We start from the raw sequence: 24,456 nt of genomic DNA on the forward strand, positions 1-24,456 counted from the left end.
CTCTACGACTCGGCGAGGCGGGCCGCCAGGGCGTCCAGGCCGAGCGAGCCCTGGGCGAGGACGGTGCCGTGCCAGGCCCGGAGGTCGAAGGCGGCGCCCTGGCGGCGGCGGGCCTCCTCGCGGCCCCGCAGCCAGACCCGTTCGCCCAGCTTGTAGCCGATGGCCTGGCCGGGCCAGCCCAGGTAGCGGTCGATCTCGCTGCTGCGGCGCGGGAGTTCGCTGCCGTGGTGGGCGGCCATGAACGCGGTGGCGAGTTCCGGGGTCCAGCGCTCGCCGGGGTGGAAGCCGCTGTCGGCGGGGATGGCGAGTTCCAGGTGCATGCCCAGGTCCACGATCACGCGGATGATCCGGAGCATCTGCTTGTCCAGGTAGCCGAGCCGCCGGGCGGGGTCGGTGAGGAAGCCGAGTTCGTCCATCAGGCGCTCGGCGTACAGCGCCCAGCCCTCCTTGTCGGCGCTGACCGCGCCGAGGGTGATCTGGTAGCTGCTCAGCCGGTCGGCGGAGGCCGTCCAGCGGGCGGTCTGGAGGTGGTGGCCGGGGACGCCCTCGTGGTACCAGGTGCTGACGAGCTGCCAGGTCGGGAAGGACCGCCGGCCGAGGGTGGGCAGGTAGGTGCGGCCGGGGCGGCTGAAATCGAGGCTGGGGCCGGTGTAGTACGGCGCGCCCGAGCTGCCGGGCGGCGCGATCCTGGTCTCGACCCGGCGCAGCGGGCCGGAGATGTCGAAGTGGGTGCCGTCGAGGGCGTCGATCGCCTCGTCGACGACCTGCTGGAGCCAGGCGCGGACGTTCTCCTCGCCCTCGACGGCGTGGCCGTGCCGGTTGAGGTGGTCCATGGCGGCCCGGGGGCCGGCGCCGGGGAGGATGCGGTCCGCCTCGGTGCGCATCTCGGCGACCGTACGGTGGAACTCCTCCCAGGCCCAGGCGTACGCCTCGGCCGGGTCGAGGTCGGCGCCGTTGGCCCAGCGGGCGGAGCGCAGGTAGCGCTCGCGGCCGACGGCGTCCGGGGTGCCGTCGGCGGCGGGCAGGTAGGTGTCGTGCAGCCAGTCGCGGAAGGCCGCGGTGGCGGCGGTGGCGCGGTCGGCGGCGGCGTCCAGTTCGGGGCGCAGCCGGGCGGGGGCGGCCGCGGTGAAGCCGTTGAACCAGCTCCCGCCGCCGGAACGGCCGGACCAGGCGTCCAGTTGGGCGATGGTCGCGCGGGCCTGCCGGGGTGCGCTCAGCAGTCCCCGGGCGATGCCCTCGGTCAGGGTGGCGCGGTAGCCGTCCAGCGCTCCGGGGACCTTGCGCAGCCGGCCGGCGACGGCCGCCCAGTGCTCCTCGGTCTCGGTGGGCATCATGGTGAGGACGCCGCGCACCTTGTGCAGCGGGGAGTTGACGTTGCGCAGCTGGCGGAAGTGGTCCCCGGCCTCGTGCACGGCGAGCTCGGCGGTCAGCCGCTCCCGCAGCAGCCGGGCGCAGTCCTGGTCGGCGCGGTCCGCCGCCCCGTGGTCGGCACCGTCGAGCGCGGCCAGCGTCCGCCGCCCCAGTTCGGCGAGCGCCTCGAAGCCCTCCGGTGACAGGTCCGGCTGCCGGTCGTCCTCCGGGTGCAGGCCGAGTCTGGTCGAGGTCGCCGGGTCGAGTGCCGCGACCTGCGCGACGTACCGGTCGGCGATGCTGCGGGCGGACTCCGGCGTCTCGGGCATGCGCCCCATGCTGGCGCAGCGGCCGACCCGCCGTCCAGGGCGCCTCGGCTCCGGACGGCGGGTCGGCGGGTCGGCGGGGCTGCGGCTCTGCGGGGCTGCGGGGCTGCGGCTCTGCGGGGCTGCGGGCTCAGCCCTGGCAGAGGCCGCGGCTGTAGTCGAAGGTCGCGGCGGCCTTGGAGTACTGCCACTGCGGGGCCAGCAACTGCTGGTCCAGCTGCGCGGCGGCGGTGCGGTTCTCCACGACGTAGCCGAAGTCCTGGAGCCAGGCCGGGTAGAGGTTCTTGGAGCCGATGAAGAAGGCGGAGCCGTCGACCGAGACCAGCTTGTGGTGCAGCGCGTACGGGTGGCCGTCGGCCCAGGTGGGGGCGGACGAGGCCCGGAACGGGGCGAGTTGGAGGTTGCGGCACATCGCGGTACGGGCCTGCGCCGGGTCGCCGAGGCGGGCGGTGAGCCGGGCCGCGAGGGTGTCGCTGATCTCGTTCAGGGACTTGATCTGCGAGTAGCCGCCGCTGCCGACCGCGCCGCGGTTGCCGGGGTCGCTGACCACGATGCGGACCTTGACCCCGTCGGCGAGCTTGCCCGCGAGCAGGTCGAAGAGCCGGGCGTCGTAGCGGGGCATCGGCGGGCAGGTGCCGGTCATGTCCTGCTGGGAGATGTCGATCCGGCTGGCGGCGCCGGCGACCAGGGCGCGCAGCGCGTTCTCCTCGGGGTTGACCGTCTCGTAGTCGCGGTCGTCGTTGGTGCGGTCGGGCAGGCCGATCGGGCCGCACTTGACGTCCTCCGGCCGGGCCGTCCGGTCCGGGCGGTAGGCGGAGGCGGGGTCGGCGTCGCGGATGCCGACGCCCAGGCCGCCGATCGCGATCACCGGGACGCTGCCGGTGGCGGGCACCTGCCCGACCGCCGGGTTGCGGCGCTTCTCCAGGTCGGGGGTGCAGCTCGCGCCGTTCGTGGCGGCGAACCAGGCGGCCGAGAGCACCCCGGTGTTGCGGCAGCTCCAGTCCCACAGGGTGTCCAGGTACGCACCGGCGGAGGCGGCGGCCGGGCCGCTGAGCGCGAGGTCGACGTCGGTGACCGGGTGGGCGGTGTCGAGGTAGTCGCCCTTCCAGTTGTTGATGCCGCCGGTGATGACGCTCTGCCCGTCCACCACCAGCAGCTTGGAGTGGTTCCAGGAGAACGCGGTCTTCGCGGTGGTCATCGAGGCCACCTCGATGGTGACGTGGCCGGCGGCGCCGCCGAGCCGGGCCACCAGGTCGTCCCGGTACCTGGACGGCAGCGCGGTGATGTTGAGCAGCGGCGCGGCCCCGGCGAGGACCCGCACGTGCGGGGTGTTCCCGGCGGCCACCGAGGCCTTGAGGCCGTCGGCGATGGCGTCCTGGAACGCACCGTCCGGGAAGGGGGCGAGGGTTGATATGTCGACGGTCCGGGTGGCCCGCCCGATGGTCTCCCGCATCCGGTCGAGCAGCTGCTTCGTGCCGGTCCGCTCGGTGCAGGAGGCATCGCCCCAGCAGCCCGGCGTCTGCAGCAGCCACCCGCCCGGGTTCCCGGCCGGCGCGTCGAGCCGGTTGCCCGCCGTCCGCTGCCAGACCGTTCCCTCCAGCCCGGGCGACACCTGACGCAGCGTCCGCTCCACCGCGTCCAGGTACGGAGTGGACTCGGCGGGCACGGTCGGCGCCGAGGCGGTCGACACCGGGGCGGGCGCCGAATCGGCGAAGGCGGGAGCAACGGGCAGCACACCGACGGCGGCGGCGAGGGCCAGCGCGGTACCGGCCGAACGGCGGCGGCCGGAGCGACGGGAATGAGGAGAGAGCACGTACGAGTCCTTCATGCGAGGCCGGGGACGTTCACCCGGACGACACCCTTAAATTACCCTAAAGTAACCAAATCTGCTGTCAGGGTCCCATCAATTCCGTCAACTCGACCGCACACCAACCGACTTCACGTCGCATCACCCTGATGACCACTCAGCTGCCCGAAGGCAAAGAGGCCTCCGCACCGATCCGGTGCGGAGACAGTGCCGTTGACCAGCGCGGCGGCGCGGCACCGTCGCCGGACGCAAAAAGGAGCCGGGGCCGACGCACCAAGTGCGCCGACCCCGGCTCCTACTGAGTAGCGGGGACAGGATTTGAACCTGCGACCTCTGGGTTATGAGCCCAGCGAGCTACCGAGCTGCTCCACCCCGCGTCGATGTCCCAACCATAGGCCACCCCCGGGCGAAAACGGAAATCGGTTTCCCGGCGGGCTCCTCGGCCTTCCCTTCCAGGCTCCCCGGCCCTCCCGTCTCCGGGGTTCGAGGGGCTCGTAGGAGCCCGAAGGGATTCGGTGCCCACAGCTGATCAGTCGTCGGTAGACGGGTGATCAACGCCGTCAGCAGATCCGCGGCAGCTGCTCGCCCATCGGCAGGTCCACGACCCGGGTGCCGCCGAAGCCGGTGCGGGCGACGACCATCCCCGGGTGGTCCTCGACGCACTCGCCGATCACCACCGCCTCCGCGCCCAGCGGGTGGGCCCGCATGGCGGCGAGCACGGCGTCCGCCTCGACGCGCGGGACGAAGGCCACCAGCTTGCCCTCGTTGGCGATGTACATCGGGTCCAGGCCCAGGACGGCGCAGGCGTTGGCCACCGGGTCCGGCACGGGGACGGCGCGTTCGCTCAGCACCACGCCCACCCCGGCCGCCGCCGCGATCTCGTTGAGCGCCGCCGCCAGCCCGCCCCGGGTGGGGTCCCGGAGCACGTGCAGGTCACGGGTCGCCCCGAGCATGGCTTCGACCAGTCCGCCAAGCGCCGCGCAGTCGCTGCGCACCTCGACCCCGAATTCCAGCCCCTCCCGAACGCTCATGATCGCCACCCCGTGCAGCCCGATCGGCCCGCTGACGATCACCACGTCGCCCGGGCGGGCCCGCTGCGGCCGGATGTCGACCCCGGCCGGGACGAGCCCGATGCCGGCGGTGTTCAGGTAGACGCCGTCGCCGTGCCCGGCCTCGACCACCTTGGTGTCGCCGGTGACCACCTCGACCCCGGCGGTGCGGGCGGCGGCGCCGAGCGCCCGGGCCACCCGGTCCACCACGGCCAGCTCCACCCCCTCCTCCAGGATGAAGCCGCAGGACAGGTAGGCCGCCCGGGCCCCGCTCATGGCCAGGTCGTTGACGGTGCCGTTGACGGCGAGGTCGCCGATGCAGCCGCCGGGGAAGAACAGCGGCCGCACCACGTAGGAGTCGGTGGAGAAGGCCAGCCGGGCGCCGCCCAGGTCGAGCACCGCGGAGTCGCCGAGACCGGCCAGCGCCCGGCTGCCGTAGGCGGGCGCGAAGATGTTCTCCACCAGCTCGGCGGACATCGCCCCGCCGCCGCCGTGCCCCATCACCACCCGGGGGTGGTCGCGCAGCGGCAGCGGGCAGCTCCAGCCGGCGAAGTCCGGCGTACCGGCCGAGCCAGGCGCACCGGCGCCGTCGGCCTGTTCGGTGAGCAGTTCGGTGTCAGCCAACGGGGCTCGCCTCCTGGACGGGGCTCGGCGTGCTCGACCCGGTCGGCGTGCTCAGCCGCCGGTAGAGGTAGTACGCGGCGCAGGCCCCCTCGCTGGAGACCATCGTGGCGCCGAGCGGGGTGCGCGGGGTGCAGACGGTGCCGAAGGCCTCGCACTGGTGGGGCTTGAGCAGCCCCTGGAGCACCTCGCCGGCCCGGCACTGGGCGGGTTCGCTGGTCCGGATGCCCCCGACGTCGAAGCGGTGCTCGGCGTCGTGGTCCCGGTAGCGCGGGGAGAGCCGCCAGCCGCTCTGCGGGATGACCCCGATGCCGCGCCAGGCCCGGTCGGTCACCTCGAAGACGTCCTCCAGCATGGCGCGGGCGGCCGGGTTGCCCTCCGGGCGGACGGCCCGCGGGTAGGCGTTGTCGACGGCGTGCTCGCCGCGCTCCAACTGCCGTACGGTGCGCCGGATCCCCTCCAGGATGTCGAGCGGCTCGAAGCCGGTGACGACGATCGGGACGCGGTGGCGTTCGGCGAGCGCAGGGTACTCGGCGGTGCCCATCACGCTGCACACGTGCCCGGCGGCCAGGAAGGCCTGGACCCGGCAGTCCGGCGATTCCATGATCGCATCGATCGCCGGGGGCACCCGGACGTGCGAGACCAGCATGCTGAAATTGCCCAGGCGCTGCTTGCGGGCCAGGTGGACGGCCATCGCGTTCGGCGGGGCGGTGGTCTCGAAGCCGATGCCGAAGAAGACCACCTCCCGGTCCGGGTTCTCCCGGGCGATCCGCAGCGCGTCGAGCGGCGAGTACACCACCCGGACGTCACCGCCCTCGGCCCGGACCCGGAACAGGTCGCGGTCGGTGCCGGGCACCCGCAGCATGTCGCCGAAGGAGCAGAAGATGACCCCTGGGCGGGCGGCGATGGCGAGCGCCCGGTCGATCACCTCCAGCGGGGTGACGCACACCGGGCACCCCGGACCGTGGATCAACTCGACCTCCTCCGGGAGGAGTTGGTCGATGGCGTGCCGGATGATGCTGTGCGTCTGGCCGCCGCAGACCTCCATCAGCGCCCAGGGCCGGGTGACCGTCGCCCTGATGTCGGCGAGCAGCCCCTCGGCCAGCTCGGGGTTGCGGAACTCCTCCAGGTACTTCACCGCCCCGCCTCCTCGACCGCCGCGGGCTGCCCCGCCGCCTCCCATGGATCGCCGAACTCCTCCTGCAGCAGCCCGAGTTCCTCGAACAGCTCCAGGGTCCGCCGGGCCGACTCCTCGTCCAGGCGCTGCAACGCGAACCCCACGTGGACGATGGCGTACTCCCCCACCGCCAGGTCGGGCAGGTACTCCAGGCAGACGTCCTTGACCACCCCGCCGAAGTCCATCACCGCCATCCTGGTCCCGTCGCGTTCCTCGATCTCCGTCACCCTGCCGGGCACTGCCAGGCACATCCGCTGTCACTCCTCCCGGGCGGCCGACGACCGGCCGGCCACCATCAGCTGGCCGAGCGCCAGCCCTCCGTCGTTGGGCGGCACCCGGCGGTGCCGCAGCACGGTGAAGCCGTCCTCCCCGAGGCCGCTCGCGCAGGCCGAGGAGAGCAGCGCGTTGGCGAAGACCCCGCCGCTCAGCGCCACCGTCGAAATCCCGTACTCCCGGCGGGCGTTCGCGCAGACCCGCCGGACGGCCCCGGCGACCGCGCCGTGGAAGCGGGCGGCGATCAGCCCGGTCGGCGCACCGGCCGCCAGGTCCGCCACCACCCCGGCCAGCACCGGCCCGGGTTCGACGGTCCAGCCGCCCGCACGCTCCGCCAGCCCGAAGGCGTAGCAGCCCGCCGCCGGGCCGAACTCCACCGCGGCCGCCTCCAGTTCGATCGCCGCCTGGGCCTCGTACCCGGCCCGGTGGCAGACCCCGGCGAGCGAGGACACCGCGTCGAACAGCCGGCCCATGCTGGAGGTCGGCACGCAGTTCAACCCGCGCTCCAACTGCTGCTCCAGCAAGCGCAGTTCGTCTTCCGGGCAGGTCCGCACCGGCGGCAGCCCAGCCGCCCAGGGCAGCCCGGCGGCGCGCAGGTGGGCGAGCGCCGCCCGGTACGGGCGCTCGACCGCGGCATCGCCGCCCGGCAGCGGCACGTAGCCGAGGTGGGCGACGCGGCGGTACCCGTCGTAGTCGGCCAGCAGCAGCTCACCGCCCCAGATCGCGCCGTCCTCGCCGTAGCCGGTGCCGTCGAAAGCGACGCCGAGGACCGGCCGCCCGCCGTCCAGGCCGTGTTCGGCCAGGACGGCGGCGACGTGGGCGTGGTGGTGCTGCACCCGGCGCACCGGACGGCCGGCGGCGGTGCGCTCGGCGTGGTGCAGCGAGCGGTAGCCGGGGTGCCGGTCGGCGACCAGCAGTTCGGGCCGCACCCCGCTGACCAGGCCGAGCTGGTCCACCGCCCGGTCGAAGGCGCGCAGGGTGGCCAGGTCGTCCATGTCGCCGATGTGGCCGGACAGCCAGGCGTAGCCGTCGCGGGCGAGCGCGAAGGTGTTCTTGAGGTCGCCGCCGACCGCCAGCACCGGCCGCACGGGCACCGGCAGCGGGAGCGGCAGCGGGGCGTACCCGCGCGAGCGGCGCAGCGGCAGCTGCTCGCCGTCCACCACCCGCACCACCGAGTCCTCGCAGGGCACGTGGATCGGCCGGTCGTGGGTGAGCCAGCCGTCGACCAGCGGGGCGAGCGCTTCGAGCGCGTGCCGGTCGTCGGTGACGATCGGCTCGCCGGAGAGGTTGGCGCTGGTCATCACCAGCAGGTCGGGCCCGGGCGCGGCGAGCAGCAGGTGGTGCAGCGGGGTGTACGGGAGCATCACCCCGAGGTCGGGGCTGCCCGGGGCGACGGCCGGGAGGTCCGCGGCGAAGCCCCCGGGGCGGCGCAGCAGGACGATGGGCCGGACGGCGCCGGTGAGCAGTTCCCGTTCGACCGGCCCGACCGGGACGAGCGCCTCCACGGTGGCGAGGTCGCGGGCCATCACGGCGAAGGGCTTGTCGCCGCGTCGCTTGCGCCGCCGCAGCAGGGCGACGGCCGCGGCGTCGCGCGCGTCGCAGGCCAGGTGGTAGCCGCCGATGCCCTTGACCGCGAGCACCGCCCCGTCGGCGAGCAGCCGCCGGGCCTGCGCCAGGGCATCCTCGCCGCCGAGCCCGCCGAGGCCGCCGAGCTCACCGGGTTCGGCGCGTCCGCGCAGCGTGAGAGCGAGCTGCGGCCCGCAGGCGTGGCAGGCCACGGGCTGGGCGTGGAAGCGGCGGTCGGCCGGGTCGGTGTACTCCCGGGCGCAGTCCGCGCACATCGGGAAGCCCGCCATGGTGGTGTTGGCCCGGTCGTAGGGCAGGCCGGTGACGATGGTGTGCCGGGGGCCGCAGTTGGTGCAGCTGATGAACGGGTGGCGGTGGCGCCGGTCGGCCGGGTCGGTGAGTTCGGCCAGGCAGTCGGCACAGACGGCGACGTCGGGCGGGATCAGGGTGGCCCGGGGCCCGTCGGTGCGGGAGGGGGTGATGGCGAACCCGGTGGCGCCGGTGGCGGCGAGCGGCGCGTGCTCGACGGAGGCGACCTGGGCGAGCGGCGGCGCGTCGGCGGCCACCCGGCGGCAGAACGCGTCCAGGGCGGCCGGGCTGCCCTCGACCTCGGCGAGGACGCCCTCCCCGGTGTTGGTGACGCTGCCGGCCAGCCCGAGCTCCCCGGCCAGTGCGAAGACGAAGGGCCGGAAGCCGACGCCCTGCACCAGCCCCCGGACGGCGACCCGCCGCCGTTCACGGTCGAGCGCCGTCACGGCGTCCCCGGCACCGCGTGCGAGTGCTCCGCGTCCGAGTGCCCCGGCTGCCCGACGTGCGCGTGCCCCCCGTGCGCGTGACCGCCGTGCGCGTGCTCGCCCTGCCCGGCCGCCATCACCGGCCGGTGCGGCGCCGCGCCGTCCAGCACCGCGAGCGCCCGGTCCAGCAGCGCCCCCACGCCGTCCCCGGTCCGGGCCGAGGTGGGCACCACCTCCACCCCGGGGTTGACCCGCTGGACGTTCGCCAGGAACGCCGCCTCGTCGAACTCGGCCGCCGCCGCGAGGTCCGCCTTGGTCACCAGGACCAGGTTGGCCAGCCCGAACGCGGTCGGGTACTTGAGCGGCTTGTCCTCGCCCTCGGTGACCGAGGCGAGCACGACCCGCAGCGATTCGCCGAGGTCGTAGGAGGCCGGGCAGACCAGGTTGCCGACGTTCTCCACGAACAGCAGCCGGCAGTCCTGCGGCAGCCAGCCGTCCAGGTGCCCGGCGAGCATCCGCGCCTCCAGGTGGCAGAGCCCGTCGGTGAGCACCTGCTTCACCGGTGCGCCCGAACGGGCGAGCCGCAGCGCGTCGTTCTCGGTGGCGAGGTCGGCGGTGAGCGCGGCGACCGGGATCCCGCGCCGCCGGGCCAGCCCCAACTCGGCTTCCAGCAGGGCGGTCTTGCCGCTGCCGGGGCTGGAGAGCAGGTTGACGGCGACCGTCCTGCGGGCGGTCAGCGCGGCCCGCAGCTCGTGGGCGCTGTCGTCGTTGCGGGCGAGCACCGCCCGGCGGAGGTCGACCGTGTGGCCCGACTGGCACATCGGTTTCAGCCTTTCTGTTCGGCCGGGACGCCGGGGCCCGCGGCCCACTCGACGTCGAGGATCTGGAGCTCGCGCCCGGCGAGCAGCTCGACGCCCACGCCGGAGCGGCAGTCCGGGCACCCGAGGTCCGGCGGCATGCCGACGGCCCACTCGACGGCGCAGGGCGAGCAGCGGGCTCGTGCCGCGACGGACTCGGTGTCCAGCACCGCGCCCTCCACCAGCGTTCCGGCGCAGGCGAGTTCGAAGCAGAAGTCGAGGGCCTCCGGCACCACGCCCGCCAACTCGCCGACCCGCAGCCGGACCCGGGACACGCCGGGGGCCCGGTGTTCGCGCGCGGCCGTGTCCACCTGCTCGACGACGGCGGCGGCGATCGACATCTCGTGCATCGGTCCCTTCCCACGGCGGGCGGCAACGCGCCCCATTACAGGGGTCGGTGGCGGCCACGGCTCGAAGCCGCGCCGCCACCCGGTCCGGGGCTGCACCGTTCGCAGCAATCCGCGGCTCACATCCGCGAGATCCTCAGGTACCGCTTGAGGTCGGGCAGGCTCTGCCAGACCAGTGCGCCGATGCCCGCCAGCAGGGCGGCGCAGAACAGTTTCCTCAGCATGGTGTTGTCCTCCTCTCGGGCTCCGCACTCGACCGCTCGGGCCCCATACTCGACGCACCCGACACTCCCGACGCACTCGACGCCACCGGGCGCACCGCCTCCTCGACGGCCTCCAGCACCATCCGCACGGCCCCGTCCACGGCGGCGGCCACCGGCTCGCTCAGCCCGATGCCCTCCTCCAGCGAGGCCGGCTCGCACCCGACCACCAGCACCCGCCCGGGCGGCTCGGCCCCGGTGCCGGCCGCCAGCGTGGCCAGCAGGCCGAGCACGGCGTCCGGTCCCATCCGGTGGCCGTCCAGGGCGGGCACCTCCAGCGGCTCGGCGGCCGCCTCGATGAGGTAGAGGGTGCCGGGCGGGCCGCCCCGGCAGGTGGCGTCCACCAGCACGGCCGTCCGGTAGCCGTCGAGCAGCCGGTACGCGAGGTCGACGCCGCGCACCCCGACGTCGACCGCCTCGACGCCGTCCGGCAGCCCGACGCCGGCCAGCCGACGGACGGTCTCCACCCCGAAGCCATCGTCGCCGAGGAAGATGTTGCCGACCCCGGCGACCAGCACCGCGCCGCCGGTCACGACTCCTCCAGCGGGGTGACCTCGTCCGGCTGGAAGTAGCGGAAGCGCCCCTGGGCCCGCCACAGGTCGGCGCCCGGGTCGTCCTCGACCGTGACGGCGAGGTGCACCGAGCCGTCCACGTCGTGCAGAACGGCCTCGACGACGGCGGCGCGCCCGTCCAGGAAGAGGTCCTGGGCGTCAGTGCGCCGTCGCCCGGGCCGCAGCAGTACCCGGCTGCCCGCGCCGACCGCCCGGCCGTCGACCAGCACCTTGTCCCGCTCGGGGTCGACCTCCGGGTCACTGCCCGGATCCCACCAGGGCTGTTCGGAGTCCGCCCCGGAGCCGGTGATCTCGCGCAGGCCGCGGACGGCGCCGTGCAGCCGCTCCAGCACCTCGGGCGGCATGGACTCGGCGAGGTCGATCACCGCCCCGGCCCGGTCGTCGGTGCCCCGCGCCTCGCGCTTCTCCTCCTCGGTGAGCGCCGCCGTGCGCAGGGCCAGGATCTCGTCGATCTCGGTGGCGTCGTAGAGGGTGCCGAGGCTCTCCGGGGCGATCCGCGGGTGGTCCTCCAGGATGATCGGCGAGGACAGCATCACCTGGTACCCGCCGTCCGGGCCGGCCAGCACCGGCCAGGTGCGGTCGTTGCGGCAGCGTTCGACGGCCGGGCGGGCCCACTCGGGCGGGTCGGTGACCGAGACGAAGCGGCCGTGCTCCAGCCCGAGCAGCAGGTGGGCGGAGACCAGCGAGCGCGCCAGCGCCTCCTCACGCCCGGTCTTGCGGCGCGGTGTCCAGCCGGAGACGTTCTCCACCTCGGCGGTCAGCCGCTGCGCCCGGTACGGGCCGGGCAGTTCCTCGATCCGCAACCGGACCAGCCCGTCGACCTGTTCGCGCCGCCGTACCAGCCGGCCGACGGCGCTGCCGTGCTCGTGCACCAGCTCGGTGGAGCCGACGCCCGGCAGCCGGAAGTCGCGCTGCACCCCGGCGCCGGCCAACTCCTCGACGGGCACGAGCAGTTCGATCCGCTCCTCAGCGCCCTCGTCCCATTCGACCAGCACCCGGTCGGCCAGCTCCAGCCGTTCCACCGGCTCGAACCCGCCGCCGGCGGTGGCCCGTTCGACGGTGCGCCGCTGGACCCGCAGGAAGCGCAGCTCGACCGCGAGCCGGTCGCCCTGCCGCGCCTCCATGACGCACTCGGTGCGCTGGTGCGAGTGCTCGCCGCCCTGCCGGGTGTACTCGGGCGGCACCAGCACGCCGAACTGCCAGCGCAGTTGGTTCTTGGCGGCCGACGCGCGGTACGGGTAGAGCACGTAGCCCTCCAGCAGCACCGCGTCGGCGATCTGCCGGGCGGCCGCGAAGCCGCGCTCGATCCCCTCGGGGAGCTCGACCGTGAGCCCGCTCACCGGACCCCCTCCCCCACCGCCGCGGTGGCGAGCAGGTCGCGCACCGTCGCCTCCCAGGAGGGCAGCGCCCGCCGGGAGCGGTGCGCCAGCAGCGCGTCCATCAGGTCCTCCGGCAGCCGCAGCCAGCCGCAGCCGGGGAAGTGCTGGTCGACGGCCTCGCGCCAGACCCGGACCGGCATCCGCACCCGGGCCTCCTGGTTCCAGGGCACCGGGGTGACCTGGAACCCGCCGGGCCCGGCGAAGGCGGTGCCGGAGAAGAGCAGCAGCAGCGGCACCTCGCCGCCCTCCAGGGCCCGGAAGTACCGGGCGCAGGCCACCTCCAGGTCGTAGCTGCACGGCACCACGAGGTCGGCCTCGGTCTCGCCGGTGAAGCCGGGCACCAGCAGCGGCACGGTGGCGAACTGGATCGGGTTGAGCGTGCTCCCCCAGCGCTCCCGCTCCCCGAACAGGTCACCCAGCCGTTCCCCCTCGGCCTCGCCGTACGGCCGGCGGGCGGGTTCGATCCGCAGCTGGCACTGGAGGGCGAGGGCGTGCACCCGGGTGTCGGCGGGCCCGGTGATCCGCAGCCGGAACACCAGGGTGGGCCCGGCCGCGTACGGGTCGGAGCGCACCCCGGTGCAGGCGAAGCCGAGCGTCGTCATGCCGTCACCGCCGCGGGGAGCGGGCGGGCCCGGAGGGCCAACCGGCCGAAGAAGGCGTCGAGTTCGGCCCGGGCCTCGGCGCCGCCGTCGAAGCCGTGCCAGCACCGGCGGAGCCGGCCGACCAGCTCGTAGCAGACGTCGATCGGCACCAGGTAGCAGGCGACCCGGCCCTCGGTGCGGCGCAGCAGCAGCGCCTCCACGTCCGGTTCCAGGGCGGCGGCCAGTCGGCTGGTGCCGAGGGCGCGCTGCCAGGCCTCCTCGTCCACCTCGCTCTCGGTGGCGCCGGCCGGGCCGGGGTAGAAGGCGAGCAGCCGGTCCAGCACGGCGTTGCGGAACAGGAAGACGGTGCCGACCGGGACGCCGAGCACCGACCAGACCCGCTCGTCCGGCGCGCCGTCCGGGTCGACCAGGAAGCGGTCGGGCACCGTGCGGTAGCGGCCGCCGGCCGCACCCTCCTGCTGGAACAGCAGGCCGCAGGCGGTGCAGGTGCAGGCCAGGGCGCGTTCCTCGACGTCCACCAGGTGGCGGTGGCCGGGCGGCAGGTCGCGGCCGCAGAGGCCGCACTGCTCGGGCCGCGGGGGTGCCGGCTCGCGCAGCCGGCGCAGCAGGGCGGTCCCGTCCCGGGAGACCCTCCGGGTGTTCATCGCGCCTCCGCGGGCTGGGGCGGACGGGTGCCGATCTGGAGCAGCTGCGGGGCGCGCTCCAGTTCCAGGGCCGTCACCTCGGGGGCGTGGCAGGCGAGGGCAGCCTCCACCTCCGGCTCGCCGCAGCCGCAGCCGGAGGCGGTCCGGCGCAGCCGCAGGGCGCCGGTCTCCGGGGTGAAGCCGAGCACCTCGATCCGCTCGGGCAGGTTGGCGAGCGCCCGGTCGATCCGGGCGGTGACGTCCTCGGGGTGGAGGTCGTGCAGGAGCAGCAGTCCGGCCACCGCCGGGTCGTCCAGCATCCGTTCCAGGGCGGGCGGGGGCAGCGCGGGGACCAACCGGGCCAGGCCCTCGCCGTAGAACTCCATGAGCTCGCGGACGAGTTGCTCGCCGGCCTGCTCGGCGCCGCTGCCGGCCAGGGCGTCCAGGGCCTGCTGGATCCGCTGCCCGGTCTGCTCGGCCGTCATGCGGTGAGCCCGCTCAGGCCGGTGGGCACGTGCATGGTCTTGAGGGTGCGGCCGTTGCCGACGTACATGTGCACGCCGCAGGGCAGACAGGGGTCGAAGCTGCGCACGGCGCGCATGATGTCGATGCCCTTGAAGTTCTCCGGGGAGTTCTCCTCGAAGATCGGCGTGTTCTGCACCGCGTCCTCGTACGGCCCGGGGGTGCCGTAGCTGTCGCGCACGCTGGCGTTCCACGGGGTGGGCGGGTACGGGTGGTAGTTGGCGATCTTGCCGTCGCGGATCACCATGTGGTGCGAGAGCACGCCGCGGACGGCCTCGGTGAAGCCGCAGCCGATCGACTCGTCCGGCACCTCGAAGCGCTCCCAGGTCTGGCTGCGCCCGGCGCGGACCTCGTCGAGCGCCTTCTCGGCGAAGTGCAGGGCGGCGGCGGCCGCGTAGGCCTGGAAGTAGGTGCGGGCGCGGTTGCGCTCGATGGCGTTGCTCCACTGCGGGATCTTCCACTCGAAGGTGACCTCGGGCTTGGTCATCGAGCGGGGCAGGTTGATCTTCACGCTGTGGCCGGTGGCCTTGATGTAGCCGATGTCGACCAGGCCGGACAGCGCGGTGGACCACAGCCGGGCGATCGGGCCGCCGCCGGTGTCGAGGGCGAGGTGCTCCTTGCCGTCGAACCAGCGCGGGGACATCACCCAGCTGTACTTGTCGTCGAAGTTGCGCTTCTGCGGCTGGGGGATGGTGTGCTGGTTCCACGGGTGCCGGGGGTCGACGGGGTTGCCCAGCGGGTCGTGGGTGACGAACAGTTCCTTGCCCTGCCAGTCCTCGTAGTAGGAGCTGCCGAGCAGGATCCGGATGCCGAGGTTGATCTCGGTGAGGTCGTTGGTGACGAGCTTGCCGTCGACCACGACGCCGGGGGTGACGAACATCCGCCGCCCCCAGTCCGTCATGTTCCGGTACGTGAAGTCGCAGTGGTCCGGGTCGTTGAGGCTGCCCCAGCAGCCGAGCAGGACGCGGCGCCGGCCGACCTCCTCGTAGCCGGGCAGCGCCTGGTAGAAGAAGTCGAAGAGGTCGTCGTGCAGCGGCACGACCTTCTTCATGAACTCGACGTAGCGCATCAGCCGGGTCAGGTAGTCGGTGAACAGCTGCACGGTGGCGACGGTGCCGACGCCGCCCGGGTAGAGCGTGGAGGGGTGCACGTGGCGGCCCTCCATCAGGCAGAACATCTCCCGGGTGTAGCGGCTGACCTGGAGCGCCTCGCGGTAGAACTCGCCCTCGATCGGGTTGAGCGAGCGCATGATGTCGGCGATGGTCTTGTAGCCGTGGTCGCCGGCGTGCGGGGCCTCGGTGCGTTCGGCCAGTTCCAGGACGCCGGGGTTGGTCTCGCGGACCATCTTCTCGCAGTAGTCGACCCCGACCAGGTTCTCCTGGAAGATGTTGTGGTCGAACATGTACTCGGCCGCCTCGCCGAGGTTGATGATCCACTCCCCCAGGTGCGGGGGCTTCACGCCGTACGCCATGTTCTGGGCGTAGACCGAGCAGGTGGCGTGGTTGTCGCCGCAGATCCCGCAGATCCGGCTGGTGATGAAGTGGGCGTCCCGCGGGTCCTTGCCCCGCATGAAGACGCTGTAGCCGCGGAAGACCGACGAGGTGCTGTAGCACTCCGCGACCCGCTTCTGCTTGAAGTCGATCTTCGTGTGGATGCCCAGGCTGCCCACGATCCTGGTGATCGGGTCCCACGACATCTCGGTCAGGCCGCTGCCGTCGCCGGCCGCCCTGGTCATCGGTGTTGCCATCGTCTCTGGGTGTCCTTGTCTACGGGGTCTACGGGTTGGGCGGGTTCGACGGGCCGGGCGGTGGCCGACGCGGGCCGCACACCGGGAGGTGTGCGGCCCTCACCGGTCACCAGGGCGGGCGGTAGCCCGTGGTCAGCTGGCGCCCGGTGCGGCGCCACTTCGGTTCCTTGTCGACGGTCTTCTGGGTGATCGCGCGCAGCCGGCGGATCAGCGAGCCGTACGCGGCGCTGGCACCGGTCGAGATGTGCGAGCCGGGCGGCGGGTCCATGAAGGGCATGAACTTGTCGGGGAAGCCCGGCATGGTGCAGGCGATGCAGATGCCGCCCACGTTCGGACAGCCGCCGACGCCGTTGATCCAGCCGCGCTTGGCGACGTTGCACTTGACGACGGGTCCCCAGCAGCCCAGCCGCACCAGGCACTCGGGGGTGCCGTAGTCGGTGGCGAACTGGCCCTGCTCGTAGTACCCGCCGCGGTCGCAGCCCTCGTGCACGGTGGCGCCGAACAGCCAGGCGGGCCGCAGCTTGTCGTCCAGCGGGATCATCGGCGCCGAGCCCGCCAGTTGGTACAGCAGGTAGGTGAGCGTCTCGGCGAAGTTGTCGGGCTGGATCGGGCAGCCCGGCACGCAGACGATCGGCAGCCCGGCCTTGGACTTCCAGTCCCAGCCGAGGTAGTCCGGCACGCCCATCGCGCCGGTCGGGTTGCCGGCCATCGCGTGGATGCCGCCGTACGTGGCGCAGGTCCCGATCGCCACCACGGCGGTCGCCTTGGAGGCGAGCCGGTCCAGCCACTCACTGGTGGTGATGGGCTGGCCGGTGGCGGGGTCGTCGCCGAAGCCGCACCAGTAGCCCTCCTTCTTGATCTTCTCGTTGGGGATCGACCCCTCGACGACCAGCACGAAGGGTTCGAGCTCGCCGCGGTCGGCCTTGAAGAACCACTCGACGAAGTTGTCGGCGCCCTGGACCGGTCCGCACTCGAAGTCGATCAGCGGCCAGTGCACCGCGATCTTCGGCAGACCGGGCAGCGCGCCGGTGACGATCTCCTCGATGCTCGGCTGCATCGCGGCGGTCAGCGAGACGGAGTCCCCGTCGCAGCTGAGGCCGGCGTTGATCCAGAGAATGTGCACCACGTCGGTGTCGGTTGTTGCAGCACCCATGAGGATGCCTCCTCGGGGATGGGAGCCGGACGAAAATGGCTCGGACCCAGTCATAGCAACGCTTCGGGCCTTTCGCCGGTCCACCGACCCGGCGGGACCGCCCGGAGCGCGCAAGCCGAGCGGGCCGTTCGGGTCACGGCTCGGCGCGGAGCCCGGCAGGCACGGGCTGCTTGCGCACGAACGCGGACCGCAGCGCGTGGTACGGCGATTCAGGTGTGAAGAACTGCCGGCGCATCACCGCGAGCTCCTCCGCCCGGTACGCCTCCAGCGGCTTCGCCCGCTCATCGGCCTCGCGCGCCGCCTTCTTCGCGGCGATCCGCCGGTGGACGGACGGCGAGGCGGCCAACAGCCCCGCCAGCCGGGCCGCGTGCGCCTCGAACTCCTCCGGCCCGGCGTCGAGCACCCGGTCGACCAGGCCGATCCGCTCGGCGGCCGCCGCGGACACCGGCAGGGCCCGCTCGGTCAGCCGCTCCGCCTGCGCCGCGCCCACCCGGCGCGGCAGGGTGTACGTCCAGTACTCCGAGCCGTGCAGCCCCATCAGCCGGTAGTGCGGGTTGAGCACCGATCCGACCCGGCACCACACCTCGTCGGCGGCCAGCGCCAGCATCACCCCGCCGGCTGCGGCGTTCCCGCCGACGGCGGCGACCACCAGCCGGTCGGTGGTGGTGAGCACCTCGGCGACCAGGTCGTCCATCGCGGTGATGTTCGCCCAGGACTCGGCGGCCGGGTCCGGCGCGGCCTCGATCACGTTGAGGTGGATGCCGTTGGAGAAGAAGTCCCGGCCGCCGCCGAGCACCAGCACCGAGGTCGGGCGGCCGAGCGCGAAGCGGTACGCGGCCAGGAGCCGGCGGCAGTGCTCCGCGGACATCGCCCCGCCGGGGAAGGAGAACCGCAGGAAGCCCACCGGGCCGTCCTCGCGGTAGCCCAGGTCCGACCAGCCCGGGTGCTCGCCCTCGTCCGCCGTCAGCGGTGCCGGGTGCTCCGGCAGGGGCGGCAGCAGGGCGCCGAGCGCGATCACCGCCGGGAGCTTGACCGTCGCGGGCCCGCCCGGCGTGCGGCGGCGGCGCAGTTCGGGGAGCCACACTGCGCCGTCCGGGGTGGCCCGGCACACCGCGCCGGCCCGGGTGGCGAGCAGCTCGCCCGGGCGTCCGCGCAGCAGCGGCTCCCGGTGGCCGCCGTGCAGGTACCACTCGGCGCCGCACAGCACGTCCAGCACTCCGGGCCGGGAGTCCGCGGCGCGGAGCCGGCGCAGCACCTCCTCGGTGGGGTCGGCCGTCCAGTCGATCCGGCGCTCCTCCTGGCGCAGCGACGGCCGGGTGCACACCGTCCCGTGCCAGCCGGGGCCGTACTGCGGCTGCGGGGTGTACGTGCCGGAGGCGAAGCGCTCCACGGCGAGCAGCGCGGCCGTGACGGCCGCGTCGGAGACCTCGTTGCGGTAGAGGTCGCTCTTGCCGCGCTCCGGCAAGCGGCAGGGCGCCCAGGCCCAGACCGGTCCGGCGTCCATCTCCGCCTCGGCCTGGAGCACCGTGACGCCCCATTCGGTGCGGCCCTCCTGGACCGCCCGGTCCAGCGAGGACGGGCCGCGGTCGCCCGGCGGGCCGGGGTGGACGACCAGGCAGGTGAGCTCGGCCCAGAGCGTGCGCGGGATCGCGCTGCGAAGCATCGGCGCGAGCACCAGCTCCGGTCGCAGCCGGGCCACCGTCGCCAGCAACTCCTCGTCATCACCCGCCAGTTGGACATCGACACGGTGACCGCGGTCGCGCAGTTCGGCGTGCAGCCGCTGGCTCAGGCTGTTGAACGCGCTGGCGAGGAGCAGGATCCGCATGTCCGCCTCCGACGGTGAGGGCCCGGGGAACCCGGCGATCATCGCCTCCGCCCCATCCGCCACCGGGCCCGTCACCCCCGCCGCGCCGCCCGTTCACCCGAGCGGCGGGGCCCGGTCCGGGCGCGCCCACCGCGAGCACCCGTTCGAGCGGTCCCTCCGCTCAGGCGGGTTCCTCGGGTCCCTGGCGTCGGCGGCGGAAGCCGAGCAGCAGCAGGACGGTGAGCGCCGCCGTGGCGACGCCCTCGGCCCAGGCGGCCAGGGTCTTGTCGGCGAACCAGATCGGCTCGTACATGTTCGGCAGCGGTCCGAGGGTCCCGACGTCGACGTAGCGGTAGAGCAGCAGGGCGCCGAGGCCGGAGGCGGCGACCAGCCAGCCGAAGAGGACGGCGGAGCGGCGGCGCCCAAGCAGCAGGAACAGCGCGGCGAGGCTGGCGGCGGCGGCCTCGGCCCGGAACAGCGTGCCCTGGCTGATGCTGTCGCCGATGGCGTCGTACCGGTCGGCGAGCCGGGCGTGGACGGCCGCGTCCACGGCGAGCCCGGCGACGGCCAGCAGGCGCAGGAGGAGTTCGGCGGGCCGCCGGCCCTCGCGGGGGCGGGCGTGGGTGCGGGGGGCCACGGCGGGTCAGCCGACGGTGAGGGTGCCGTGCATGAACGGGTGGATGGTGCAGATGTACGGGTGGTCGCCGGTCTGCTGCGGGGCGGTGAAGGTGGCGCTGGCGCCGGGCTGGATCGTCCCGGTGTCGAAGGACTTGTCGGAGGCCGTCAGGGTGTGGGCGGTGGAGTCCTGGTTCACCACGGTGACGGTCTGGCCGGCCTTCACCGTCAGGGCCGCGGGGGCGAAGGCGAAGTTCTTGATGACGACCTGGAGGGCTCCGGTGCTGCTCTGCGCGGGGCTGCTGGCGACGGCGCCGCTCTGCGCGGGGCTGGTGACCGCGCCCGACGGCGCGCCGTTCGAGGGCGCACCGTTCGAGGTGGTGCCGTTGGACGGGGTGCCGGAGCTGGAGCAGGCCGCGAGGGCGGCGGAGAGCAGCAGCGCGGCGGCTGTCTGGAGGGGCCGGGGGCTGGTCACGGACGGGCTCCGTTCGGGAGGGGTGCGGCGGCGGGAGCGGCGCGCTTCCCAGCCTCCGCCGCCACGGGCCGGTCGCGGCTACGCCGAGGACGCCGGACAGCCCACCGTTTCATCCGTGCGAGTGAATGCGACGGCCCCGCACCGACGCTCGGCGCCCGGCGCCCGAGGCCCCGGCGATGCGGGGGAATTGTGGAGGTTCCTCCCCCGCCCGCTGCCGGTCGGCACACCGGGTAGGCGCCCCGGGTACGGCGGGCCGCACCGGTCCGGCGTGCCGCGATCGCAGGAGGCCGAACCGATGCAGTTGTCCACCGTCCGCCCGGTGCCCGTCACCTTCCCCGACGGCCCGGCGCCCGACGTCCCGGTCGAGGCCGAGCTCCGCTTCGACGCGAGCCTCCCGTACGCGGCCTGCCTGGCGTTCCCGCTGACCCCGTGCCGGTGCACCGGCGACGCCGCCCGGGTGTGTTGGTACTTCAGCCGCGAGCTGCTCAACGAGGGCCGGCTCGGCCCGGTCGGCAGCGGGGACGTGCGGATCCGCCCTGGGGCGGTGGGCGAGGTGCTGATCACCCTCCTGGGGCCGGTCGGCCGGGCCGTGGTGAGCGCGCCGGAGGACCTCGTCACGGCGTTCCTCTCGGACTGCTTCGCGCTGGTGCCCGCCGGGGCGGAGTCCGACCACCTGGACGTCGACGCGGCCGTCGACCGGCTGCTCGCCGCCGACTGAGGGGCTCCCGGTGCTCCTCCGTAGAATCCACGGGCCGATCCCCGCACCGCCGCTCGCCCGCAGGAGGCCGCGTTGACGTCCCACCCCGGACCAGGTGTGCTCACCCACCTGGAGTCCCTGCTCCACCTGGCTCCCGCCGACCGCGGCGGGGCGCTGTGGCGGTTGCAGGAGGAGGGCCGCCAGCTCGACGCCAACATCGTCCGCCTGCCGGCGAACGCCGAGGTCGCGGCCCATGTGGAGCCGGACCTCGACGTGCTGGTCCAGGTGCTCGACGGCAGCGGCCACCTGGAGACAGCCAACGGCCGGCAGCTGCTCTCCCCCGGCTGCACCGCCTGGCTGCCGCACGGCGCGCGGCGGGCGGTCAGCGCGGGTGAGGACGGCCTGGTCTACCTCACCGTCCACCGCCGCCGGCCCGGCCTCACCGTGCGCCCCGGGCCGGCCGGGTAGCCGCGCCCGGCGCCCGGTGCGGTTCCGGGGCCGGGGCGGCTACCGGCCGGGGAGGCCGCCCGGCCCCCGGCCCCGGTCGCCAGACCCCGGCCCCCGGCTCAGCGGGCCGGCAGCGGGAGCCGGGTGGCGGAGGTGCCGAGGCCGGTCGGGCCCGTGAGCTCGCGGCCGTGGTGGCGGCGCAGTTCGGCCTCCGAGAAGCGGGCGCTGCGACCGTGCCAGTCCAGGTTGCCGGCCAGGAAGGCCCGCAGGTGGCGGACGTGCTCGTCGACGGCCTCCCGGGCGGCCGCACCGAGCCGGAAGTCCTCGCAGAGGACGGGCAGTTCGGCGGCCACCAGATGCTCGAACTGGTCCAGCCGGGCGTCCACGAGGTCGGCGACGACGTGCGCCGCCTCCCGGTAGCCGCAGTCGAAGAAGTGCTCCGCGACCAGGGCCGAGTTGTGGAAGTCGCCCTCGAACTCGACCTCCCGCTGGTACGAGTACAGGTCGTTGACCAGGGCGGAGTGGTCGATCACCGCGAGTTCCACGGCCCGCATCGTGCCGCTGGCCCGGACCTCGGGCGGGAGCGCCGCGCCGCGCAGCAGGCCGGGGACAATGGTGAAGAACTCCCCGCCGACGGTCTGCCGACGCACCTCGAGGAAGTCGACCGGGTCGGGGATGCGGTGGTGGGCCAGGTTGGCGACCTCCGTCACCCAGCCCTCGAACAGGTCCGTCAGGACGCGCCGGACGGTGTCCTGCGCGGCGGACGGCAGTTGCGCGGCGAGCTGGGACCAGAGGTCGGCAAGGCCGCGCTCCAGCGCGTCCGCGGGGGCGACGGGTGCGGCCGGGTCCGGTGCGGTGAGCGCCAGCAGGCGGGCGGCGGCCACCTTGGCCCCGGCCAGGTCGCGCGACTGCCCGTAGGCGGCGTCGAAGTAGTCGTCGCCGTAGCAGCCCCAGGTGATGAAGCTGACGGCGGCGGCCAGCTGCTCGGCGCCGAGGTCCGGCAGAGTGACGGCGCCCAGCAGTCCGAAGTCGGAGCGGGTGAGGGTCCGTTCGCTCCACACCGGCCGGCCGCCGGCGCGCGGTTCGGGGGCGAGCATGCCCATCCGTTCGGCCCACTCCAGCGACCCCTGCCGGGCCTGCGCCAGGTGCGGGCTGATCCGTACCTCGGCCGGGGACCGGAGTGCGGGCACCAGGGACGGCCCGGTGCGCCGGTGCGGGACGAAGGAGAAGTTCCGTACGCGCTGCGCGCCGGTCGCGGCCCCCAGCCGCTTGAGGTCCATCGCCGAGGTGCCGAGGCCGCCCAGTGGGAGTCCCGAACTCGTCTTCGGGACAGCACTGTTGACGCCTCCGCCGTTCATGTAGCGGCTCGACCGCAGGTGCCACTCGTGCCCGCCCGACTGCCAGTCCTGCAGCCCCTTGACGTACGCGAGCACCCGGGCCGCCTCCTCCGGGCCGAGGCCGTGATCGGCGAACAGCGGGGGCAGTTCGGTCAGCGCGGTGTCCTCGAACTGCTGGAGCCGGGAGGTCAGCAGGTCGTTGACCCGGTCGGCCGCCTCCTGGGTGGTGATGCCGAGGAAGGTCTCCAACACCAGGACGCCGTTGCTCAGTTCGCCCTCCTCCTCGGTCTCGCGCTGGTAGGAGAACAGGTCGTTGCGCAGGTGCACCGCGTCCGAGAAGGCGTCCCGGAGCACCCGCAGCGGCCGGGTGCCGGCGACCGCCGCCGGGACCTCGGCACCCGCCGCGTGCTCCACCAGCCCGGCGGACCACGGCGCGCCGCCCACCTTGCGGCGCATCTCGATGTACTCGACCGGGTTGGGGATCCGGCCGATGCCGATGTTCGACAGCTCCCAGATCGACTCGTCGAGCAGGTGCCCGGTGCTCAGCGCGAAGCGTTCGCGCCACTCCCGCGAGGTGCCGGGGACGGTGCGCAGCCAGAGGTCGGCGAGGCCCGCCTCGACCGGGTTCTGCGGCTCGGGCATCGAGAAGGGGAGGTTCAGCGGCATGAAGGCGGGCAGCCGGTCCAGGTACGCCTTGCCGCCCGCCCGGTCCTGGGTGCGCTTGAAGGTCTCCAGGAAGTGGTCGTCGAAGAAGAACACCCACACGTACCAGTCGGTGATCAGCGAGAGCTCGGGCCCGTCGCAGTCCGGGTGGGTGTAGGCGCACAGCAGCGGGTAGTCGTGGGCGTCGAGGTCCCGCTGCTCCCAGATGCCCGAGCCCTCCAGCATGCCCATCCGCCGGGCCCACTGCCGGGAGTGCTCGCGCGCCTCCTCCAGTCGGGGGTTGAGGCGGGCGGGGTACGGCACGTAGAAGGCGGGGAGTTCGAAGGGCTGGGGCACGTGGCTGCACGCTTTCTCGCGGGGACGTCCGGCCCCCTGCTCAACGACCCCCGCCGGGCCCGGTCACCGCCGGCGCCCGGACCTCGGCACCCGAACCGCGGCGACTGCGCAGATTTACTTGACAAGCTCAACCTTTCAGGCCTAGCGTCGTCCCGATTGTTTCAGCTGATGAAAAATTGAGAGTGCAAGCCATCGGGCGCGATCCGCCCCGGGGAGCCGCGAGACCTCACAGCCACGCTCGCGAGCACGCGCACCCACTCTCGTAAGCACTGGAGACAGCCCTCATGACCCCGCTGGACCACGGCGCCGCCGTCACCGCCGAGACCGCCCGCTTCGTCACCGCCGTCCAGGACGCCGACCCGGCCCTGCCGGTGCCCGGCTGCCCCGGCTGGACGCTCGCCGACCTCGTCCGCCACACCGGCAGCGTGCACCGCTGGTTCACCGTCCTGCTCCGGCAGCGGATCCAGCAGCCGCCGCGCAGCCGGGATGTCGACCTGCGACTGCCCGAGGGCGTCGAGCAGTACCCGGCCTGGCTGGCCGAGTCCGCCCGGGAGTCCGCCGCCGCGTTCGCCGAGGGCGACCTCGACGAGCCGATGTGGGCCTGGGGCGCCGACCAGCACGCCCGGTTCTGGGTGCGCCGGATGCTCTTCGAGACCCTGGTCCACCGCGTCGACGCCGAGACCGCGCTCGGCCTGGAGCCGGAGATCGACCCGGCCCTCGCCGCCGACGGCGTGGCCGAGTTCCTGACCAACCTGCCCTTCGCCACCCTCTTCGCCCCCGGGACGGCCGAGCTGCGCGCCGAGAACCGGACCATCCGCTTCACCCGCACCGACGGCGAGGGCGACTGGCTCGTCCGGCTGCGCCCCGACGGCTTCGGCCTGGAGGACTCCGCACCCGACGGCTCCGGCCCGGCCGCCGACGCCACCGTCCGGGCGGGCGCCGCCGAGCTGCTGCTGCTCCTGTACGGGCGCCTGGACCGCGCCGCCGCCGGGGTCGAGCTCGCCGGGGACGAGGAGCTGCTGGCGCACTGGTTCGCCCACTCGGCGTTCTGAGCCGCGCCGGGCACTCGTCCGGACACGTCACCGGCCGGGCCCCTCGGGGCTCGGCCGGTGCTGTC

Annotated in this window: 22 protein-coding genes and 1 tRNA gene; 3 read left to right on the forward strand and 20 right to left on the reverse strand. The window is 74.1% G+C overall.

The annotated features are described in order from the left end of the window. Positions 1–2: 2 nt before the first annotated feature. The 19 genes from AB0F71_RS21550 to AB0F71_RS21640 form a co-directional block, all read right to left on the reverse strand. Positions 3–1,679 carry a DUF885 domain-containing protein gene (locus AB0F71_RS21550; protein WP_360236818.1) on the reverse strand — a complete coding sequence of 559 codons (1,677 nt, stop codon included), beginning with the start codon at positions 1,677–1,679 and terminating at the stop codon, positions 3–5. Between the two features lie 127 nt (positions 1,680–1,806). Next, positions 1,807–3,489 carry a phospholipase gene (locus AB0F71_RS21555; protein ID WP_360236821.1) on the reverse strand — a complete coding sequence of 561 codons (1,683 nt, stop codon included), beginning with the start codon at positions 3,487–3,489 and terminating at the stop codon, positions 1,807–1,809. Positions 3,490–3,786: 297 nt separating this feature from the next. Further along, a tRNA-Met gene (locus AB0F71_RS21560) sits at positions 3,787–3,860 on the reverse strand. 183 nt (positions 3,861–4,043) lie between these two features. Next, positions 4,044–5,063 (reverse strand): hydrogenase expression/formation protein HypE, encoded by a 1,020-nt coding sequence (gene hypE / locus AB0F71_RS21565; RefSeq protein WP_360236958.1) that lies wholly within the window; start codon positions 5,061–5,063, stop codon positions 4,044–4,046. An 85-nt stretch (positions 5,064–5,148) separates the two neighbouring features. Further along, the gene (hypD, locus tag AB0F71_RS21570) at positions 5,149–6,291 is read right to left on the reverse strand and encodes a hydrogenase formation protein HypD (RefSeq protein WP_360236824.1); all 1,143 of its coding nucleotides are present in this window, start codon (positions 6,289–6,291) and stop codon (positions 5,149–5,151) included. Next, positions 6,288–6,581, reverse strand: a complete 294-nt coding sequence (locus AB0F71_RS21575) for a HypC/HybG/HupF family hydrogenase formation chaperone (protein ID WP_360236827.1) — start codon at positions 6,579–6,581, stop codon at positions 6,288–6,290. Before AB0F71_RS21575 ends, hypD begins: the two co-directional genes overlap by 4 nt. A gap of 6 nt (positions 6,582–6,587) precedes the next feature. Next, positions 6,588–8,924, reverse strand: coding sequence for a carbamoyltransferase HypF (gene hypF, locus AB0F71_RS21580; protein WP_360236830.1), 2,337 nt, complete (start codon positions 8,922–8,924; stop codon positions 6,588–6,590). Then, positions 8,921–9,724: a hydrogenase nickel incorporation protein HypB gene (hypB, locus tag AB0F71_RS21585; protein WP_360236833.1), complete on the reverse strand. Its 804-nt coding sequence runs from the start codon at positions 9,722–9,724 to the stop codon at positions 8,921–8,923. Before hypB ends, hypF begins: the two co-directional genes overlap by 4 nt. A gap of 5 nt (positions 9,725–9,729) precedes the next feature. Beyond that, positions 9,730–10,110, reverse strand: coding sequence for a hydrogenase maturation nickel metallochaperone HypA (hypA, locus tag AB0F71_RS21590; protein ID WP_360236836.1), 381 nt, complete (start codon positions 10,108–10,110; stop codon positions 9,730–9,732). Between the two features lie 214 nt (positions 10,111–10,324). Further along, a complete protein-coding gene (locus tag AB0F71_RS21595) occupies positions 10,325–10,900 on the reverse strand; it encodes a hydrogenase maturation protease (RefSeq protein WP_360236839.1) in 576 nt (191 codons plus the stop codon). Further along, complete coding sequence (locus AB0F71_RS21600) at positions 10,897–12,279, reverse strand: hypothetical protein (RefSeq protein ID WP_360236842.1); 1,383 nt, start codon at positions 12,277–12,279, stop codon at positions 10,897–10,899. The genes AB0F71_RS21595 and AB0F71_RS21600 overlap by 4 nt, the downstream gene beginning before the upstream one ends. Beyond that, positions 12,276–12,920 (reverse strand): DUF6084 family protein, encoded by a 645-nt coding sequence (locus tag AB0F71_RS21605; RefSeq protein WP_360236845.1) that lies wholly within the window; start codon positions 12,918–12,920, stop codon positions 12,276–12,278. The genes AB0F71_RS21600 and AB0F71_RS21605 overlap by 4 nt, the downstream gene beginning before the upstream one ends. Further along, complete coding sequence (locus AB0F71_RS21610) at positions 12,917–13,564, reverse strand: DUF5947 family protein (RefSeq protein WP_360236848.1); 648 nt, start codon at positions 13,562–13,564, stop codon at positions 12,917–12,919. Before AB0F71_RS21610 ends, AB0F71_RS21605 begins: the two co-directional genes overlap by 4 nt. After that, positions 13,561–14,028, reverse strand: a complete 468-nt coding sequence (locus AB0F71_RS21615) for a thioredoxin (RefSeq protein WP_360236851.1) — start codon at positions 14,026–14,028, stop codon at positions 13,561–13,563. The genes AB0F71_RS21610 and AB0F71_RS21615 overlap by 4 nt, the downstream gene beginning before the upstream one ends. Beyond that, positions 14,025–15,812, reverse strand: a complete 1,788-nt coding sequence (locus AB0F71_RS21620) for a nickel-dependent hydrogenase large subunit (RefSeq protein WP_360236854.1) — start codon at positions 15,810–15,812, stop codon at positions 14,025–14,027. The genes AB0F71_RS21615 and AB0F71_RS21620 overlap by 4 nt, the downstream gene beginning before the upstream one ends. 106 nt (positions 15,813–15,918) lie before the next feature. Continuing rightward, positions 15,919–16,965, reverse strand: a complete 1,047-nt coding sequence (locus AB0F71_RS21625; protein ID WP_360236857.1) for a hydrogenase expression protein HypE — start codon at positions 16,963–16,965, stop codon at positions 15,919–15,921. Between the two features lie 133 nt (positions 16,966–17,098). After that, complete coding sequence (locus tag AB0F71_RS21630; protein WP_360236860.1) at positions 17,099–18,790, reverse strand: enoyl-CoA hydratase-related protein; 1,692 nt, start codon at positions 18,788–18,790, stop codon at positions 17,099–17,101. A gap of 160 nt (positions 18,791–18,950) precedes the next feature. Further along, entirely contained in the window at positions 18,951–19,406 is a 456-nt protein-coding gene (locus AB0F71_RS21635; RefSeq protein ID WP_360236863.1) for a hypothetical protein, read from the reverse strand. Positions 19,407–19,412: 6 nt separating this feature from the next. Then, on the reverse strand, positions 19,413–19,859 hold the full coding sequence (locus tag AB0F71_RS21640) for a cupredoxin family copper-binding protein (protein ID WP_360236866.1): 447 nt from the start codon (positions 19,857–19,859) through the stop codon (positions 19,413–19,415). A 295-nt stretch (positions 19,860–20,154) separates the two neighbouring features. Between AB0F71_RS21640 and AB0F71_RS21645 the strand changes: the two genes are divergently transcribed. Further along, a complete protein-coding gene (locus AB0F71_RS21645; RefSeq protein WP_360236869.1) occupies positions 20,155–20,577 on the forward strand; it encodes an SsgA family sporulation/cell division regulator in 423 nt (140 codons plus the stop codon). 72 nt (positions 20,578–20,649) lie between these two features. Beyond that, positions 20,650–21,024, forward strand: a complete 375-nt coding sequence (locus AB0F71_RS21650) for a hypothetical protein (protein ID WP_360236872.1) — start codon at positions 20,650–20,652, stop codon at positions 21,022–21,024. Between the two features lie 98 nt (positions 21,025–21,122). Here AB0F71_RS21650 and AB0F71_RS21655 read toward each other — a convergent pair whose 3' ends face one another. Then, complete coding sequence (locus AB0F71_RS21655) at positions 21,123–23,339, reverse strand: terpene synthase family protein (RefSeq protein ID WP_360236875.1); 2,217 nt, start codon at positions 23,337–23,339, stop codon at positions 21,123–21,125. A 284-nt stretch (positions 23,340–23,623) separates the two neighbouring features. On the opposite strand from AB0F71_RS21655, the gene AB0F71_RS21660 reads away from it, so the two are divergent. After that, positions 23,624–24,391: a maleylpyruvate isomerase family mycothiol-dependent enzyme gene (locus AB0F71_RS21660; RefSeq protein WP_360236878.1), complete on the forward strand. Its 768-nt coding sequence runs from the start codon at positions 23,624–23,626 to the stop codon at positions 24,389–24,391. Positions 24,392–24,456 lie beyond the last annotated feature (65 nt).

This window comes from Kitasatospora sp. NPDC028055, from assembly GCF_040637885.1.
GTDB lineage: Bacteria > Actinomycetota > Actinomycetes > Streptomycetales > Streptomycetaceae > Kitasatospora.

Bases quoted from the DNA above. Each gene is read 5' to 3' on its own strand.
- AB0F71_RS21550 (WP_360236818.1), bottom strand. From the start codon at position 1,679: ATGCCCGAGACGCCGGAGTCCGCCCGCAGCATCGCCGACCGGTACGTC.
- AB0F71_RS21575 (WP_360236827.1), bottom strand. From the start codon at position 6,581: ATGTGCCTGGCAGTGCCCGGCAGGGTGACGGAGATCGAGGAACGCGAC.
- hypB (WP_360236833.1), bottom strand. From the start codon at position 9,724: ATGTGCCAGTCGGGCCACACGGTCGACCTCCGCCGGGCGGTGCTCGCC.
- hypA (WP_360236836.1), bottom strand. From the start codon at position 10,110: ATGCACGAGATGTCGATCGCCGCCGCCGTCGTCGAGCAGGTGGACACG.
- AB0F71_RS21605 (WP_360236845.1), bottom strand. From the start codon at position 12,920: ATGACGACGCTCGGCTTCGCCTGCACCGGGGTGCGCTCCGACCCGTAC.
- AB0F71_RS21610 (WP_360236848.1), bottom strand. From the start codon at position 13,564: ATGAACACCCGGAGGGTCTCCCGGGACGGGACCGCCCTGCTGCGCCGG.
- AB0F71_RS21615 (WP_360236851.1), bottom strand. From the start codon at position 14,028: ATGACGGCCGAGCAGACCGGGCAGCGGATCCAGCAGGCCCTGGACGCC.
- AB0F71_RS21620 (WP_360236854.1), bottom strand. From the start codon at position 15,812: ATGGCAACACCGATGACCAGGGCGGCCGGCGACGGCAGCGGCCTGACC.
- AB0F71_RS21625 (WP_360236857.1), bottom strand. From the start codon at position 16,965: ATGGGTGCTGCAACAACCGACACCGACGTGGTGCACATTCTCTGGATC.
- AB0F71_RS21630 (WP_360236860.1), bottom strand. From the start codon at position 18,790: ATGCGGATCCTGCTCCTCGCCAGCGCGTTCAACAGCCTGAGCCAGCGG.
- AB0F71_RS21645 (WP_360236869.1), top strand. From the start codon at position 20,155: ATGCAGTTGTCCACCGTCCGCCCGGTGCCCGTCACCTTCCCCGACGGC.
- AB0F71_RS21660 (WP_360236878.1), top strand. From the start codon at position 23,624: ATGACCCCGCTGGACCACGGCGCCGCCGTCACCGCCGAGACCGCCCGC.